The sequence below is a fragment of the Actinomycetes bacterium genome, assembly GCA_036510875.1.
Taxonomy (GTDB): domain Bacteria; phylum Actinomycetota; class Actinomycetes; order Prado026; family Prado026; genus DATCDE01.
Genome location: DATCDE010000162.1, coordinates 18,560 through 34,139 on the forward strand (window position 1 = coordinate 18,560; position 15,580 = coordinate 34,139).

Consider the following 15,580-nt stretch of genomic DNA (forward strand, 5'->3'; position numbering starts at 1 on the left):
CGGCACGCCCTATCTGGTCAACCGCCGATGTCGAAGGCCTCCGGAGGCGGGCAGGCGCAGACCAGGTGGCGGTCGCCGTAGGCACCGTCGATGCGCCGCACCGGGGACCAGTACTTGTCCATCCGCAGCGACGGGAGCGGGAACGCAGCCACGTCGCGCGAGTACGGGTGGTCCCACTCCGCGGCCAGCGACGCCACCGTGTGCGGCGCCCCGCGCAGCGGGTTGTCCTGCACCGGCCACTCCCCCGCGCCGACCCGGTCGATCTCCGCGCGGATGGCCAGCATCGCGTCGCAGAACCGGTCCAGCTCGTACAGGTCCTCCGACTCGGTGGGCTCGACCATGAGCGTGCCGGCCACCGGGAAGGACATGGTCGGGGCGTGGAACCCGTAGTCGATCAGCCGCTTGGCCACGTCGTCGACCGTCACGCCGGTCGCCTTGGTGATCGGCCGCAGGTCGAGGATGCACTCGTGCGCCACCAGCCCGTCGCGGCCGGAGTACAGCACCGGGTAGGCCGCGCCCAGTCGGGCCGCCACATAGTTGGCCGAGAGCACGGCCGCGCCGGTGGCCGCGGTCAGCCCCTCCCCGCCCATCAGCCGGATGTACGCCCACGCGATCGGCAGCACGAGCGCCGACCCCCACGGTGCGCTGGCGACCGCGCCGACCCCGGTCGCCGGGCCCGCCTCGGGCACCAGCGGGTGGTTCGGCAGGTAGGGCGCCAGGTGTGACCGGACAGCGACCGGCCCGACCCCGGGCCCTCCCCCACCGTGCGGGATCGAAAACGTCTTGTGCAGGTTGAGGTGGCTCACGTCGGCGCCGAAGCGACCCGGCTTGGCCAGCCCCACCAGGGCGTTGAGGTTCGCGCCGTCCACGTACACCTGCCCGCCCGTGTCGTGCACGAGCGCGCACAGCTCGGTGATGGTCTCCTCGAACACCCCGTGGGTCGAGGGGTAGGTGACCATCAGCGCGGCCAGCCGGTCGCCGCGCTCGGCGATCTTGGCCCGCAGGTCGTCGACGTCAACGTTGCCGTGCTCGTCGCAGGCCACCACCACGACCCGCAGCCCGGCCATCACCGCCGAGGCGGCGTTGGTGCCATGCGCGGACGACGGGATCAGGCAGATGTCGCGCTCGCCCTGCCCGTTGGCCCGGTGGTAGGCGCGGATCGCCAGAAGCCCGGAGAACTCGCCCTGGCTGCCGGCGTTCGGCTGCAGCGACACGGCGTCGTAGCCGGTCAGCTCGACCAGCCAGCGCTCCAGCTGGTGGATCAGCTCGAGGGTGCCGGCCGCCTGGTCCAGCGGCGCGAACGGGTGCAGGTCGGCGAACTCCGGCCAGGCGATGGGCTCCATCTCCGTGGTGGCGTTCAGCTTCATCGTGCACGAGCCCAGCGGGATCATTCCCCGGTCCAGCGCGAAGTCGCGGTCGGCCAGCGTGCGCAGGTAGCGCAGCATCGACGTCTCGCTGTGGTGGGCATGGAAGACCGGGTGGGTCAGGTACGGCGAGGTGCGCAGCAGGGACGCCGGCAGGGCGTCCGGCGTAGCGGCGTCCAAGGCGGCCAGGTCGACGTCAGCGCCGTGCACGCCGAACGCGCCCCAGACCCGCGACAGGTGCTCGGCCTCGGTGGTCTCGTCGGTAGAGATCCCCACCGTGTCCGCATCGATGAGCCGCAGGTTGACCCCGCGGGCGCGGGCCGCGGCCACGACCTGCTCGGCCCGACCCGGCAGGTACGCCTGCACGGTGTCGAAGAACCCGTCGTGGACCACCTCGACGCCCCCGGCCCGCAGGCCGGCGGCCAACACCGCCGCGTAGCGGTGCGTCCGCCGCGCGATCGTGGCCAGCCCTTGCGGGCCGTGGTAGACGGCGTACATGCTGGCGAGCACCGCGAGCAGGACCTGCGAGGTGCAGATGTTGCTGGTCGCCTTCTCCCGGCGGATGTGCTGCTCGCGGGTCTGCAACGCCAGCCGGTAGGCCGGCGCCCCGTCCGCGTCGAACGAGACCCCGACCAGCCGGCCCGGCAGGTTCCGCTCGAGCCCGGCCCGCACCGACAGGTAGCCGGCGTGCGGCCCGCCGAAGCCGAGCGGCACGCCGAACCGCTGGGTCGAGCCCACGGCGACGTCGGCGCCCATCTCGCCCGGCGACCGCAGCAGGGTGAGCGCGAGCAGGTCGGCGGCGACCGCCACGAGCGCCCCGCGGTCGTGCAGGGCGGCGATCAGCCCGCTGTGGTCACGGACGGCTCCGCTGGACGCCGGGTACTGCAGCAGCGCGCCGAAGGCCTCCACGCCGTCCGGCAGCGGGGCGCTCGTGTCGATCGACACCAGCGAGATGCCCAGCGGCTCGGACCGGGTGCGCAGCACCGCCCAGGTCTGCGGGTGCGCGTCGGCGTCGACCAGGAACACCTGGGACGACGACTTCGCGGCCCGGTGGGCCAGCGTCATCGCCTCCGCCGCCGCCGTCCCCTCGTCGAGCAGGCTGGCGCCGGCGGTGTCCAGCCCGGTGAGGTCGGCCACCAGCGTCTGGAAGTTCAGCAGCGCCTCCAGCCGGCCCTGGCTGATCTCCGGCTGGTACGGCGTGTAGGAGGTGTACCAGGCGGGGCTCTCCAGCACGTTGCGCCTGATCACCGCCGGCAGCACCGTGGGCGAGTACCCCATGCCGATCATCTGCACCATGGGCGTGTTCATCGCGGCCAGCTCGCGCAGCTCAGCGATCACCTGCGGCTCGGTCAGCGGTGCCCCGAGGGCGAGCTCGCCACGCTCGCGGATGGCGTCCGGGACCGCGTGCTCGAGCAGCTCGGACAGGCTCGACCACTGGGTGGCCTTGAGCATGGTCGCCTGGTCGTCGGACCGCGGCCCGATGTGCCGGTCCCGGAACGGGCTGGCCGCGTCGAGCTCGGCCAGGGGGGTGTGCGCGCTGCTGGTGTTCTCGGTGCTGCTCACGAGAAGCCCTCCGTGGTCGGGTTCCACGGACGCCGGGAGACGCCCGTGTGGGCTCCCCCTCTGTCACCGTCGTCCCCCGCGGGGACAGCGATTCCAGAGTCGCCTGCCCGCGCGGTCCGTTGGCCTGAGAGGTTCCGGGGAGGTTGCCCCTTCGGCGCCGCGGCCGGGCCATGGGGGGCTCGGTGCGCGGACTCTCCCGTGCGGGTTGGTCGGCTGCGGCTCAGTCTAGGGCCGCTGCCGCGTCACCGGCGTCGGTTGACATGCGTACCGCAACGCACAGAGCGGGACCCTGCGGCAGAAGGGTGCTGGACTCAGCCGACGCTGCGGCGTCGCCGGGCAGCCAGCTCGTCGGCTGGGTGCTCGCCCGTCTCGGTCGGTTCGGCGCCCGCCCGCTCGCCGTGGAGGGTGACCAGCTCGCCCTCGATCTCGCGCCAGACCCGGCCCACGGCGATGCCGAACACGCCCTGACCACCCTGGACGAGGTCGATGACCTCGTCCGCCGAGGTGCACTCGTAGACGCTGGCGCCGTCGCTCATCAAGGTGATCTGGGCCAGCTCGTCGACGCCGCGGTCCCGCAGGGCCTGCACCGCGGTGCGGATCTGCTGCAGCGAGACGCCGGTGTCCAGCAGCCGCTTGACGATCTTGAGGACCAGGATGTCCCGGAACCCGTAGAGCCGCTGGGTGCCCGACCCGGACGCTGGCCGGACGCTCGGATCGACCAGCCCGGTGCGGGCCCAGTAGTCCAGCTGCCGGTAGGTGATCCCGGCCGCCGCGCAGGCCACCGGGCCGCGATAGCCGATGTCCTCGGGCAGCTCGGGGGTGTCATCGCCGAAGAGCAGACCCTGACGGGGCGCGCGGAGCGGGGCGTCCTGGTGCTCGCCCACGTGGGTGTCGCTGCCGGTCACGCCGGCCTCCCCTCCTGCTGCGTCTGTGCCTCGGCCGCCTCGGCCTGGCGAACCACACACATGGAGTTACGCGCGCGGGGTTCGTCTCAACGGCTCGAACGCTAGGCCGCGGGAACCCCCGCGTCAACGAGCCACGGGCCGACACGCCGAGACCGAACTCTCAACCAGTGGTTGAGGGTGAGGGAACCTCGAGCCGAAGTTGAGGCTTAGGGCTGCGGCTCGTCCTCGGGGCCAGCCTCCGTACCGCCTTCAGCGCCACCCTCGCCGACGAAGTCCTCCGGGGAGACCTGGTCGAGGAACTCGCGGAACCGCTCGACCTCGTCCTCCTGCTCGTCCGGGATCGCGATCCCCGCCTCGGCGAGGACCTCCTCCGCCCCGAAGATCGGGGTGCCGGTCCGCAGCGCCAGCGCGATCGCGTCGGACGGCCGGGCGCTGACCTCGACCCCGCCGGCGAAGATCAGCTCAGCGTAGAAGACGCCGTCCCGCAGCTCGGTGATCCGAATCTGGGTGAGCTCGGCCCCGAGCGCCTGCAGCACGTCCTTGAGCAGGTCATGGGTGAGCGGGCGGACCGGCACCACCCCCTGTTGCGCGAACGCGATCGCGGTGGCCTCGGCGGCCCCGATCCAGATCGGCAGGTACCGCTCGCCCGCACTCTCACGCAGCAGCACGATCGGCTGCTGCGAAGGCATCTCTACCCGGACGCCGACTACGTCGAGCTGCTGCACGTTGGCCAGCCTACCCGGCCGCGCACGCCGTGCCAGGGCGAAGCCGAAGGCCCGTCGGCTACCGGTGACCGGCTGCGGACAGTCCGGACTTCACCAGCGCCGCGTGCAGCCGCACCGACAGCGCGGCCAGCTCGCGGACGACCTCCTCGGCGCGGGCCCGAGCGTCCGGGTTCCGCTGGTTCGCCAGCGGGGCGACCACCTGTTCCACCAGCCCGACCTCGCGGTCGGCCGCGGCCTTCACCGCACGCAGGTGCCGGGCCTGCAGCCCGTAGGCCCCCAGCTCGGCCACCGTCCTGGCGACGGTGAGCGCGTCCCCGTCGTAGTGCGAGGAGCCGGGCCGGGTGGCGACCAGGCCGTACCCCTCGAGCTCCTTGAGCAGAGACTCGTCGATGTCCGCGGCCTCGAGCAGCTCGGCGCGCGACAGCCGCAGCTCGGAGATGTCGGGCGCGAACGCGGCGGCCGTGGGCAGCCCACCGGAGGTCACCACCGCCATGGGTACCCGGGGGGAACCACCGGGCGTGTCCGGCGGCTGCAGGCCCCGGTCCATCGCGTCCAGGTGCTCCTTGATCACCTTGAGCGGCAGGTACCGGTCGCGCTGCGCACTGAGCACGTAGCGCAGCCGCTGCACGTCGGCGGCGCCGAACTTGCGGTAGCCGGACGGCGTCCGGGACGGCTCGACCAGTCCCTCGGCCTCCAGGAACCGGATCTTGGAGATGGTGACGTCCGGGAACTCCGGACGGAGCCGGGCCAGCACCTCACCGATGCTCAGCGCGCCCGACGGAACGGCGGCCGTGCTCACCCGTCGCCACCGGGAGCCTGGGCGGGCTCCGCGCCCACCGGGGTCGGCCCCGCGAAGTAGACCAGCCGGAACTTGCCGACCTGGACCTCGTCACCGGTGTGCAGCAGCACGTCGTCGATCCGGTGACGGTTGACGTAGGTGCCGTTGAGGCTGCCGACGTCCTTCACCCGGTAGCCCTCCGGGACCCGGACGAACTGGGCGTGCCGGCGCGAGACCGTGACGTCGTCCAGGAAGATGTCGCTGTCCGGGTGCCGACCGCCCGTGATGACGTCGGCCTCGAGGACGAACCGGCTGCCCGCGTTGGGGCCGCGCTGCACGACGAGCAGCGCCGTGCCGGGCGCGAGCGGCTCCTCGGTGGGGACGACCGACGCCTCGGCTGGCGCCCCCTCCTCCGGCTCGGCCAGCCCCGGCAGCGACAGCGTCGAGGTGACGTCGGTCTCGGGGTGGGCGGCCGGCTCGCGGTCTGCGCCGCTCGTACCGCTGTCGCTGGTCATGGAAGCCTCCTGGACATCGACCCACCGGACCCTCGATCACAGGTCGACGGTGCGTGCTCCGACCCTAGGCGTGGCCGCCGGACAGGGTCAACCGAGTCGGCCAGATCCGCGGCGGCGGCCAAGCCCGTCTCAACCTCAACTGAACATCGACTACGCCGAGACCGAACCGGATCAGCCGGCGATGAGGGCGGCGTAGCTGCCGGCGTCCATGCCCAACCCGGACACGTCCGCGTCGCTCGGCTGCACCTCGACCATCCAGCCCTCGCCATACGGGTCGCTGTTGAGCAGCTCCGGGGAGCTGCTCAACGCCTCGTTGCGGGCCACCACCACGCCGGAAACCGGCGCGTAGACATCGCTCACGCTCTTGGTGGACTCGACCTCGCCACAGGGCTGGCCGAGCGTGATCTCGGCGCCCACCTCGGGCAGCGAGACGTAGACGATGTCGCCCAGCGCTTCCTGCGCGTAGTCGGTGATCCCGAACCGGACTGCGCTCCCGTCCCCCGGTGCGCGCAACCACTCGTGCTCGGCGGTGTACCGCAGGTCGTCGGGGGTCTGGCTCACGGGATCATCCTCTCGAACGGGCGAAGGACTGCGCTCACTGGGCTCACCGGCTCGGTGCCGGGCGAGCGTACTGAGGCGATTCTGGCACTCGCAAGGCGGTTACCTGCACCTGGACCTGCTCGGTCACCTGGATGTCGGCGCCGACGTTGCGCAGCGACTCGACCACGCCACCCGGGATCCGCAGGGCGCCGGACATCGTGCGCGGGTCGCCGATGGCGACCATGCGGTACGGCGAGGTGAGCGTCGTGCCATCGACGGTGATCCCGCCGTTGGAGCCGTCCAGCAGCCAGGTCTGCGCCACCACGCGCACGTTGCCGATCTGGAGTGCCTCGGCCCCGGCGTCCCGCAGCTCCTGGACGGCGTCCAGCAGGGTGGCAGCGTCCACCTTGCCGGTCGGGTCGGTGATCGTGATTTCGATCCCGGGGCCCTTCGCGGCGATTGTGCCGGCGAGGATCCCCAGGGTGGCAGCCCGGCTGCGGGCGTCGGCCAGCGCCGTCGAGCTCTGCCCGGTGCCCGACTTCAGCGCCTCGCGCGTCGCCTCGAGGTCAGCGCGCTCGGCTGCGAGCCGGTCGTTGCGGTTGGTGAGGCTGTCCAGGATGCGGACCAGGTCGGACTCCCTGGCCGTGGTCAACCCGTCGGACTGGGCGGTGCTGCGCACCTGCAGCGCGAGACCGAGGCCGAGCAGCGCGAAGAGCAGGCCGATGACGATCTGGCTGCGGCTGGCCCGGGGTCTCAGCGCCGCGCGCAGCCGGGCCCGGCTGACCGCCGGGTCGTTGGTGGGGGTCGCGCTCACGACGTCAGGCGCCCAACAGGTGCCGGCGAATCGCCGCCGCGTTGGAGAAGATCCGCACCGCCAGCACCACGACGACGCCGGTGGACAGCTGCGCGCCCACGCCGAGCTGGTCGCCGAGGAAGACGATCAGGGCCGCCACCGAGACGTTGGCCAGGAACGAGATGACGAAGACCCGGTCGTCGAACAGGCCCTCCACCGCGGCCCGTACCGCACCGAACACGGCGTCCAGCGCGGCGACGATGGCGATCGGCAGGTAGGGCTGGGCCCACAGCGGCACCGCCGGCTGCAGTACCAGGCCCAGCACGATGCCGAGGATCAGCCCGAGTACCGCGATCATGGGGAACCTTCAGTCGTGGCGTAGCGCAGGGTCAGGCCGGGCGCCGCGGGCAGGGACAGGTCTTGGGCGCCCTCGATGCCGTAGCGGATCCCGTAGGCGTCGTGCAGCGTACGCAGCGAAGCCCTGGCAGAGCCAGCCGCGAACTGCGACTCCAGCGTCGGTCCACCGATCGCGCTGACCAGGTAGGGCCGGGTGAGTGGCCGGTAGTCGACCAGGATCGCGTCCCCCGCGGTGCGGATCGCGGACAACGAGGTGAGGCGCTGTCCGTTGACGCTGATCGCCTCGGCCCCTGCGGCCCACAGCCCGTTGACCACCATCGCGACGTCACGGTCCAGCACCCGGCTGAGCTCGGGCTTGGTCGGGTCGACCAGCGGGGAGTCGACCGGCGCGTTGTCCAGGCTGATCCGGACGCCGGGACCCTGCACGGCCAACGCGCCGCTGGTGACGCCGAGGGTCTCCAGCTGGCGGGCCAGCTGCTCGCCCTCGGCGGTCGTCGCAAGCTGGGCCGACTTCAGTCGGTCGACCTCCGCCCCGGTGCTGGCGATCGCCGCCGACAGCTGGTCGTTCAGCCGGGTCTGCTCGTGGATCCGCTGGACGAGCTGGGCCCGCTGCACGGTCACCACGGGTCGGGCGATCCGGGTCTGGACGGCGGCCGCCGCCAGCAGGACTCCGACCAGGCCCAGCGCCACCGCCGCCCCGACGGCTCGACGGCGCCGCTCCGGCGCGGACTGCTCCTTAGCCGACCGTCGGGCCGCGGCCGCGGCGTACCCGGGGTCGAGCGCTTCGTCCCAGATCTGGCCGAGCAGCGCGCCGACCGCGTCCCGACGATCGTTGCGTGGGGGTGCTGGTGCTGACATCGGGCCGGTTACCGCCCGGCGTGCTCGACCACGCTGGTCCACTCGTCGAGCAGGACCTCCGCCGCTGCCCGGTCGGACGCCTCGACCCAGACCTTGGTGGACGCCTCGGCCGGGTCGGGCAGCACCAGCGCCCAGCTGGCGTCCCGCTCCACCACCCGGACGCCGTCAGTCGTGTCGAGCTGCCGGTCCCCCGCCGCCTCGACGACCGCGCGCATGACCTGCCCCTTGTGCGCCCACGGGGTCGCCACGTCCCGTTGGAGCACGTGCGCCCGCGGGATCCGACCATCGATCTGGCTCAGGGTCAGCTGGGTCCGGGCCACCAGCCCGGTCAGCCGGATGAAGGCGGCGAACGGGTCGACCGCGGTGCTCATCTCGGGGACGACGAAGCCGCCGCGGCCGTCACCGCCGAAGATCAGGCCGGGCAGCGCGGACGCCCGGGCCAGGTCGGTGGGCGCCGTGGTGGTCCACACCACCTCGACGCCGTGGAAGCGGCACACCTGCTCGGCCACTCGGGTCGTCACCACCGGTAGCGCCACCCTGCCGGTGCGCCGCTCAGCGGCCACCAGGTCAAGGAACACGAGCAGCGCCCGGTCGTTGTCGATGGGGGTGCCGGTGTCGTCGACGAGCGAGAGCCGCTCCCCCACCGGCCCGAACCGAACCCCGAAGGCTGCCCTGGACGACGCGACCAGCTCGCCGAGTCGCTCCATGCCCGCCTTGCGGGCGGCCTCGGTCTCGGTCGGTATGTCGTCGTCCAGCCGCGCGTTGACCGTGAGCACGTCAACGGGAAGCCGACCCAGGATCGCCGGCATGACCTGCGACGGGACGCCGTTCGCGGTGTCCACCACGATCTTCAGGCCGGCCCCCTCGACGCCCCGGGTGTCCACGTGACGGAACAGCTCCTGGGAGTAGGACTCGACGGCGCGCGGCGGGAAGGTCAGGTCGCCGATCTCCCCGGGGAAGGCCCGTCGGTACTCCTGGCGCTGGAAGACCCGTTCCAGCTTGCGCAGGGCGGCTGCCGACAGGTCGGCACCCTTGTCGTCGAGGAAGACGATGTCCACGCTGTCGGGGACGCCGCGCGCGGTGCGCAGCAGGAATCCGCCGGCGCCACCTTCTCGCCCGCACTCCATGCGGGTCACCGGCGGGGGTGCCACTTCCAGGTCACGGACGTTGATGGCGCTCGCGTTCAGCGCCGCGATCATGGCCCGCTTGAAGGCCCGGGCGGCCCGGGAGTGGTCACGGGACGCCACGATGGTCGCGCCCTTGCGCAAAGTCGTCGCATAGGCGGAGGCGAGCCGCACCACCAGCTCGGGGGTGATCTCGACGTTGACGATGCCGGAGACCCCTCGCGGTCCGAACAGGTTGCGCTGCCCACGGGCCTCCCAGATCACGCTGGAGTGGACGACGGCGCCCGCTTCGATCGTCTTGAACGGGTACACCCGCACGCCCGCGGAGATGATGGCCTCTTCCTCGATGATGCACTCGTCACCGATCACGGCGCCCTCATCGATCCTGGCCGCACGCATGATGTCGGTGTTCTTCCCGACCACGCAGCCGCGCAGGTTGGCCTGCTGGCCGATGAACACGTTGTCGTGCACCACGGTGCGGTGCAGGAAGGCCCGATGGCGCACCACGACGTTGCTGCCGAGCACCGTGTACTCGCGCAGCTCCGCTCCGGCCTCCACCTTGGCGTAGTCCCCGATGTACAGCGGGCCGCGCAGGACGGCCTCCCTGTCGACGTCGGCGCCCTCGGCCACCCAGATCCCCGGTGAGGTCTCGAACCCGTCGATGTCGACGTTGACCCGGCCCTCCAGGACGTCGGCCTGGACCCGGTGGTAGCTCTCCAGCGTGCCGACGTCCTCCCAGTACCCGTCGGCGACGAAGCCGAAGACGGGGTGGCCCTCCTCGAGCAGCCGCGGGAAGACGTCCCCGGACCAGTCGACGACCTCACCGGGCTTGACGAAGTCGAAGACGGCCGGGTCCATCACGTAGATCCCGGTGTTTACCGTGTCGGAGAATACCTGTCCCCAGGTCGGCTTCTCCAGGAACCGCTGCACCCGGCCCTCGTCGTCCAGGATGGTGATGCCGAACTCGAGCGGGTTGGACACCCGCGTCAGGCACACCGTGACCATCGCCGAGCGTTCGTGGTGGAAGGCGATGAGAGCGGTCAGGTCGATGTCGGTGAGCGCGTCCCCGCTGATGACCAGGAACGGCTCGTCGCGCAGCGCGTCCTCGGCGTTCTTGACGCTGCCCGCGGTGCCGAGCGGCTCCTCCTCGGTGGCGTAGGTGAGGTGCATCCCGAGCTCCTCGCCGTCGCCGAAGTAGTTGCGGATCAGCGAGGCGAGGAACTGGACGGTGACGACGACGTCGGTGAGCCCGTGTCGGCGCAGCAGCCGCAGGACGTGCTCCATGATCGGGCGGTTCACCACCGGAAGCAGCGGTTTGGGCATGCTCGAGGTCATCGGGCGCAGCCGGGTGCCCTCTCCCCCGGCCATCACCACGGCCTTCATGCCGGTGCCTGCCCGCTGTCGTGCGCAGCCGCCCGGTCGGCTACGACGATGCCCCGCACCTGGATGAGGTAGAGCATCCCGGCCCACCAGTACAGCGCGGTGCCCCAGACCAGGAAGGCCCAGCCGAAGATCCTGGCCACGTCAGCCGCCGCGCCGGCTCCACTGCCGAGCAGCACGAGCGGGAAAGCGATCAGCAGGTTGAACGTGGCAGCCTTGCCCAGGTAGTGGACAGGCAGCGGCCCGAGGCCGTGCCGACGCAGGACCGGCAGAGTGAACGCCAGCACCACGTCACGACCGAGCAGCAGGACGACCAGCCACCAGGGCACGATGTCGCGCAGGCCGAGGCCGAGCAGGGTGGCGATGACGTAGAGTCGGTCGGCGAGCGGGTCGAGCAGCTGTCCCAGACGGGAGATCTGACCGGTCCGCCGCGCGATCACGCCGTCCAGGTAGTCGGTGATGCCGCTGACCATGAGCAGCAGCACCGCCCAGCCGTCCGCCTCGGGCCCCAGCACGAGCCACAGGAACACCGGGATGCCGAGCAGCCGGAGCATCGAGAGCACGTTCGGGACCGTGAGCACGCGGTCGGTCTGGACCCGCGTCTCCTGGACCTCCATGCCTTCCCTCCGGCTCGGACGGCGGTTTACCTGACCCTACCCTCCGAACGGCGCCGTGCCCTGGGCCGCTACCGGCTGCAGGCGACGCCGCTGGAGCCGTCCTGGTTCACGACCACCACCCGGTAGCTGCCGGCGTCCGGGCCGATGTCCAGCCGTACAGCGGTGTGGCCGGTGGCGCTGTGCACCCAGAACGGCTGGCTGGTCGGGTCGGCGGGCGGCCGGTGCCCACGGACCTCTGTGACCTCGGCCGTAGCGCTGGTCCAACGGTCCGTGACGGCGTACGAGGTGCCGGCCAGGTACCCGTCGACCGCGCTGGCCGGGCCGAGGGCCAGGAGAACCGGCGTGCCGTTCAGGCTGGTGGCCGAGATCCAGCCGACCCACAGCCAGCCCGAGGGCTCCCGCCGTTCCCCCCTGTCACGGCGGGAGCCCCGTCCCACTTCTTAGCAGACGCCAACCTTCGAACGCAGGCGGTCAGCTCCGCCGAGCCGAACGGAGCTGGCGACGCATGACGACGCGGGTCGGAGACCTGCGGACCACTTCGCGGAACCCGGCTCGTTCGAACAGGCTCCGCGAGCCGAAGAACATGAAGTCGTCGTGGCTACGGGTGGGCTTGTCGACGGGGTACGCCTCGAGCGTTCCAACCCCCTGCTCGCGCGTACCCGATACCGGCCGCCAGTAGCCGGTGCTGGACACCCCGACCGCGCAGCTGCTTGGCCAGGTAGGTGCACACGATCGACCAGACCTCGCGATCGTCGATGGGTTTCATGAGGGCGAGCGCTTCAGCTTGGCGTAGTCCGCCCGAGGACCGAGACTGATCCAGCCAGCAGGGGCACCGTCGACATAGCCCACCAGGCCCGGGACGACCCCCGAGTCCACCTGCTCGCACAGCTGCCGCCGGTTCTCGGCGCCGGCCGCCGCGTTCACCGCGACGTTCCCGCTCCCTACGGTAGTACATGCAAGCACCAGCAGCCGCGCACGATCGCACCGCCGGGCAGGTCCAACAGCGACTCCAAGTCCTGCCAGGTGGCCGGTGTCAACGGCCGAGCCTCGAACGCGTGGGGCATGGCCGGCACGCTATCCCCGCCCTCGTTAGACCTGCCCGGCGTAGAAGCCGTACCGGGCGATCGGTTCGATGATCTGCTGCTCCTCGTAGGCCAGGTGGGACAACAGGGTGTCCGTGAGCAGGTCGACGGCGGACTGCAGACCGGTGAAGTCGCTGGAGTCCGCGAGGTAGGCCACCAGCGCCTGGTCGACCGCCTCCACGACGCCGTGGATGACTACGTGCTCCTGCTCCAGCCGGTCCACCACCGGTACCAGGTCGTCGTCGCAGTCGCGCAGGTGCGGGAAGACCGCCCGGTCCTCGATGCGGTGGTGCTCGGTCACCAGGCGGCAGTACGAGGCGCAGTACGCCCCGTGGGCCCAGTTGTTCTGGCGCAGGGTCAGCTCGTTGAGGAAGCCGCGGGCCTGTGCCGCGGTGAGAGTGCCCTGGTTCACCTGCTGGATCACCTCGCGCAGCTGGGTCAGCTCGGCGCGCAGGTGGTCATGGACCTCGACCAGGTGGGCGCCGACGGCCTGGGCATGTTCGGTGTAGACGTGCCCGCCTGGAGCCTGGGGCGCCACCGGCCGAACGGTCTCGTCCCACAGAGTGTGGTCAGTCAGCCGGGCTCCGGGGTCCGGGGTGGGAGTGGTCCGGAACACCGTGGATCCGTCGACGCGCGCGGCCCGCACGGGTCCCACCGCACTCGCCCTGGTGGCGGCCGGGACGGCTCGCTCCGCAGCGACCAGCACGCGCACAGCGGGTGCCACCTCCTGCCCGAAGTACGCGAGCTCGTCGGGGTCGTCGCTCGCCAAGATGAAGCTGGAGACGCCATGCTCGACGACCAGCGCCGCGATCGACTCGGCCCACCGTTCCGGGCGGCCCTCGAACGGCCCGCCGGACGCCGACGGGGAGCGCCCCGAGAGGTTCAGCATCCTGCGGACATCGCGCGGGTCTCGTCCGGCCGCTACCGCGGCCTCGTCGATCAGGGCGTTCATGGCGGGCAGGCTGCCGACGCCGGCCGGCAGGTAGGACAGCGACGGCAGCCATCCGTCGGCCAGCCGGCCGATCAGCCGCAGCATCCGCGGTTTCAAGCCGCCCACCCAGATGTCGATGTCGTGCGCAGGTGCCGGCCCGCGCTTGGCACCCATCACCGGGTAGTGCCGGCCGTCTGCCCGGACGCCGCCTCCATGGTCCACGGCCCACACCTCGCGGATGACCCCGATGGCCTCCTCGAGCGCCGCCAGCGACTCCCCGGGGCTCAGCCGGCGTCCCCCGTTCGCCTCAATGGCGTCCCAGAACGCGCCAGCCCCGAGCCCCAGCTCCACCCGGCCACCGCTGAGGAGGTCGAGGCTGGCGGCGCTTCGGGCCACGACGGCCGGAGGCCGTAGCGGCAGGTTCAAGACGTTGGCGCTCAACCGGATCCGGGTCGTGGCAGCGGCGACGTACGACATCAGCGTCCAGGTGTCCAGGAAGCCTGGCTGGTAAGGGTGATCCTGGAAGGTCACCAGGTCGAGCCCGACGCGTTCGCACAGCTGGGCCAGGGACACCACCTCCTGCGGCGCCCGCGCCGAGGGGGTGATGAAGCTGCCGAAGAGCAGCGAGTGGCCGTAGTCAGTCACGCAGGCGTCCCCTCACGGCATCGTCGACACTGGTTGAACATTGAACATCTCCAGGGCGACGCCCTCGACATGGACCATCGCTGTCGGATCGTGTCCACCGCGCTGACGACAGCGCCGTGCGCGACACCGGCGGACGGGGTGGGGTGACCCTCGCCCACAACGTCGCCTCGCCGGATGCCCGCAGCCGGCTCAGCCCCTCCAGCGCGGCCGGGAACGGCTCGACCAGCTGCGGCATCGCTCGTCGTGCTGCTCCCACACCATTGTGGAGTCGCCCAGCGCCGTGGCTCAGCCATCGAAGACGAAGCGGCCCTGCCCGTCGAACCATGCCGGGCGCACGTCGTCGACCAGATGACAGGGCAGCGGTGCGTAGATGTGCGGGTAGTACGTGCCGTTGCCGCCGTCCTCCAACCGCAGCGGCAGACCGGCTGCCTCGAGCCGGCGCATGTCCATGACCAGCGCCACGAGCTCGTCCTCGCAGCCTTCGTAGACCAGCTCGGCGACCTCGGCCAGCTGGCCGGCCGGGGAACCGTGGATGAACCCCACGTCCACCAGGCTCTTCCCCCGTGTCGACCGGCGGTAGCAGCCCTCGGCCAGGGCCGCATCCCATTCACCCCGACTGGTCAGGTGGTAGACGGGCACCGTCGTGCCAGTCATCGGCCGGCCCCACCGGGGGCCAGGGCCTGCTTGGCCATCGTCAGCTCCCCCGAGCTGAAGCACTGGGGCTGGCCGACGATAGCGGTCATCTCTCGCTTGACGACAACCGAGAGCTGTCCGCGCAGGGCCACGACCGATGGTGCAGCGCCGCCCGGGAACCGTCCGGCAATCAGGTCCGTGTCCGAGTACGTCGATCCCGGGGCAGCCGCGTGGGCCTGGCCGCGCAGCTGAACGAGCAGCTCCTGGGAGTCGTTGCTGGCGTTCTTCGCCGCCGTCCGCGCCTGGTTGCACAGGTCGGATGCGGCGGCCGCGGGGGTCTGGCCGGTGGCGGAGCAGCCGGTGAGCACCAGCGCGCCGAGGACACCAACGAGGATCGAGAGGCGAGATGTCACCGCCCGACTGTAAGCCGACCAGCGTCGAATGGTCGGCCGGCCGAACTGCCAGAAGACGTGTAGCACGATGCTGACGAGGGCGTCGAGGGCATCGAGCCGGTCCGACGCGGTGGTGCCGCACCAGATCGTTGGTGACCTTGGTCTCTGGCCGGTCGCTGACCGCCACGAGAGAGTCGGAGCAGCCGTCCTCGACGAGTCGGCCGGGATGCGGCGGGCACAGACTCTGCTCGCCCGAGGAAGGGGTTGGCATGAACGTTCTCGCCGAGTGGGCGGTCGGTCAGGTGTTCTGGTCGATGTTGTGGTTCTTCTTGTTCTTCATCTGGATCTGGCTGCTGATCACGGTGTTCGCGGACATCT

General features: G+C 71.5%; 16 protein-coding genes and 1 riboswitch. All 16 genes read right to left on the reverse strand.

Features of this window, described 5'->3' with window-relative positions; translation table 11 throughout:
* Positions 1 to 17: 17 nt before the first annotated feature.
* A complete protein-coding gene (gcvP, locus tag VIM19_09440) occupies positions 18 to 2,927 on the reverse strand; it encodes an aminomethyl-transferring glycine dehydrogenase (GenBank protein HEY5185103.1) in 2,910 nt (969 codons plus the stop codon).
* Between the two features lie 102 nt (positions 2,928 to 3,029).
* Positions 3,030 to 3,136: riboswitch (glycine riboswitch) on the reverse strand.
* A 102-nt stretch (positions 3,137 to 3,238) separates the two neighbouring features.
* On the reverse strand, positions 3,239 to 3,832 hold the full coding sequence (locus VIM19_09445) for a MerR family transcriptional regulator (protein ID HEY5185104.1): 594 nt from the start codon (positions 3,830 to 3,832) through the stop codon (positions 3,239 to 3,241).
* A gap of 206 nt (positions 3,833 to 4,038) precedes the next feature.
* Positions 4,039 to 4,557 (reverse strand): bifunctional nuclease family protein, encoded by a 519-nt coding sequence (locus tag VIM19_09450; protein ID HEY5185105.1) that lies wholly within the window; start codon positions 4,555 to 4,557, stop codon positions 4,039 to 4,041.
* Positions 4,558 to 4,615: 58 nt separating this feature from the next.
* The gene (locus VIM19_09455) at positions 4,616 to 5,356 is read right to left on the reverse strand and encodes a MerR family transcriptional regulator (GenBank protein ID HEY5185106.1); all 741 of its coding nucleotides are present in this window, start codon (positions 5,354 to 5,356) and stop codon (positions 4,616 to 4,618) included.
* Complete coding sequence (locus VIM19_09460) at positions 5,353 to 5,850, reverse strand: FHA domain-containing protein (protein HEY5185107.1); 498 nt, start codon at positions 5,848 to 5,850, stop codon at positions 5,353 to 5,355. The genes VIM19_09455 and VIM19_09460 overlap by 4 nt, the downstream gene beginning before the upstream one ends.
* Before the next feature lie 171 nt (positions 5,851 to 6,021).
* A complete protein-coding gene (gene gcvH, locus VIM19_09465) occupies positions 6,022 to 6,411 on the reverse strand; it encodes a glycine cleavage system protein GcvH (protein HEY5185108.1) in 390 nt (129 codons plus the stop codon).
* A 43-nt stretch (positions 6,412 to 6,454) separates the two neighbouring features.
* Positions 6,455 to 7,204 carry a DUF881 domain-containing protein gene (locus VIM19_09470; GenBank protein HEY5185109.1) on the reverse strand — a complete coding sequence of 250 codons (750 nt, stop codon included), beginning with the start codon at positions 7,202 to 7,204 and terminating at the stop codon, positions 6,455 to 6,457.
* 4 nt (positions 7,205 to 7,208) lie between these two features.
* The gene (locus tag VIM19_09475) at positions 7,209 to 7,541 is read right to left on the reverse strand and encodes a small basic family protein (GenBank protein HEY5185110.1); all 333 of its coding nucleotides are present in this window, start codon (positions 7,539 to 7,541) and stop codon (positions 7,209 to 7,211) included.
* On the reverse strand, positions 7,538 to 8,398 hold the full coding sequence (locus VIM19_09480; protein ID HEY5185111.1) for a DUF881 domain-containing protein: 861 nt from the start codon (positions 8,396 to 8,398) through the stop codon (positions 7,538 to 7,540). The genes VIM19_09475 and VIM19_09480 overlap by 4 nt, the downstream gene beginning before the upstream one ends.
* Positions 8,399 to 8,406: 8 nt before the next feature.
* Positions 8,407 to 10,905 carry a mannose-1-phosphate guanyltransferase gene (locus VIM19_09485; GenBank protein HEY5185112.1) on the reverse strand — a complete coding sequence of 833 codons (2,499 nt, stop codon included), beginning with the start codon at positions 10,903 to 10,905 and terminating at the stop codon, positions 8,407 to 8,409.
* A complete protein-coding gene (locus tag VIM19_09490) occupies positions 10,902 to 11,519 on the reverse strand; it encodes a CDP-alcohol phosphatidyltransferase family protein (GenBank protein HEY5185113.1) in 618 nt (205 codons plus the stop codon). Before VIM19_09490 ends, VIM19_09485 begins: the two co-directional genes overlap by 4 nt.
* Before the next feature lie 68 nt (positions 11,520 to 11,587).
* Complete coding sequence (locus tag VIM19_09495; GenBank protein HEY5185114.1) at positions 11,588 to 11,956, reverse strand: hypothetical protein; 369 nt, start codon at positions 11,954 to 11,956, stop codon at positions 11,588 to 11,590.
* 325 nt (positions 11,957 to 12,281) lie between these two features.
* Positions 12,282 to 12,443: a hypothetical protein gene (locus tag VIM19_09500; protein ID HEY5185115.1), complete on the reverse strand. Its 162-nt coding sequence runs from the start codon at positions 12,441 to 12,443 to the stop codon at positions 12,282 to 12,284.
* Between the two features lie 165 nt (positions 12,444 to 12,608).
* Entirely contained in the window at positions 12,609 to 14,177 is a 1,569-nt protein-coding gene (locus VIM19_09505; GenBank protein ID HEY5185116.1) for an LLM class flavin-dependent oxidoreductase, read from the reverse strand.
* Positions 14,178 to 14,462: 285 nt separating this feature from the next.
* Positions 14,463 to 14,831 (reverse strand): DUF952 domain-containing protein, encoded by a 369-nt coding sequence (locus tag VIM19_09510; protein ID HEY5185117.1) that lies wholly within the window; start codon positions 14,829 to 14,831, stop codon positions 14,463 to 14,465.
* The gene (locus VIM19_09515; protein HEY5185118.1) at positions 14,828 to 15,223 is read right to left on the reverse strand and encodes a hypothetical protein; all 396 of its coding nucleotides are present in this window, start codon (positions 15,221 to 15,223) and stop codon (positions 14,828 to 14,830) included. The genes VIM19_09510 and VIM19_09515 overlap by 4 nt, the downstream gene beginning before the upstream one ends.
* Positions 15,224 to 15,580 lie beyond the last annotated feature (357 nt).

What these genes read in the sequence shown, in the direction of transcription:
- VIM19_09485 (HEY5185112.1), bottom strand. Translation starts at nt 10,905, where the DNA reads ATGAAGGCCGTGGTGATGGCCGGGGGAGAGGGCACCCGGCTGCGCCCG.
- VIM19_09510 (HEY5185117.1), bottom strand. Translation starts at nt 14,831, where the DNA reads ATGACTGGCACGACGGTGCCCGTCTACCACCTGACCAGTCGGGGTGAA.
- VIM19_09490 (HEY5185113.1), bottom strand. Translation starts at nt 11,519, where the DNA reads ATGGAGGTCCAGGAGACGCGGGTCCAGACCGACCGCGTGCTCACGGTC.
- VIM19_09475 (HEY5185110.1), bottom strand. Translation starts at nt 7,541, where the DNA reads ATGATCGCGGTACTCGGGCTGATCCTCGGCATCGTGCTGGGCCTGGTA.
- VIM19_09460 (HEY5185107.1), bottom strand. Translation starts at nt 5,850, where the DNA reads ATGACCAGCGACAGCGGTACGAGCGGCGCAGACCGCGAGCCGGCCGCC.
- VIM19_09480 (HEY5185111.1), bottom strand. Translation starts at nt 8,398, where the DNA reads ATGTCAGCACCAGCACCCCCACGCAACGATCGTCGGGACGCGGTCGGC.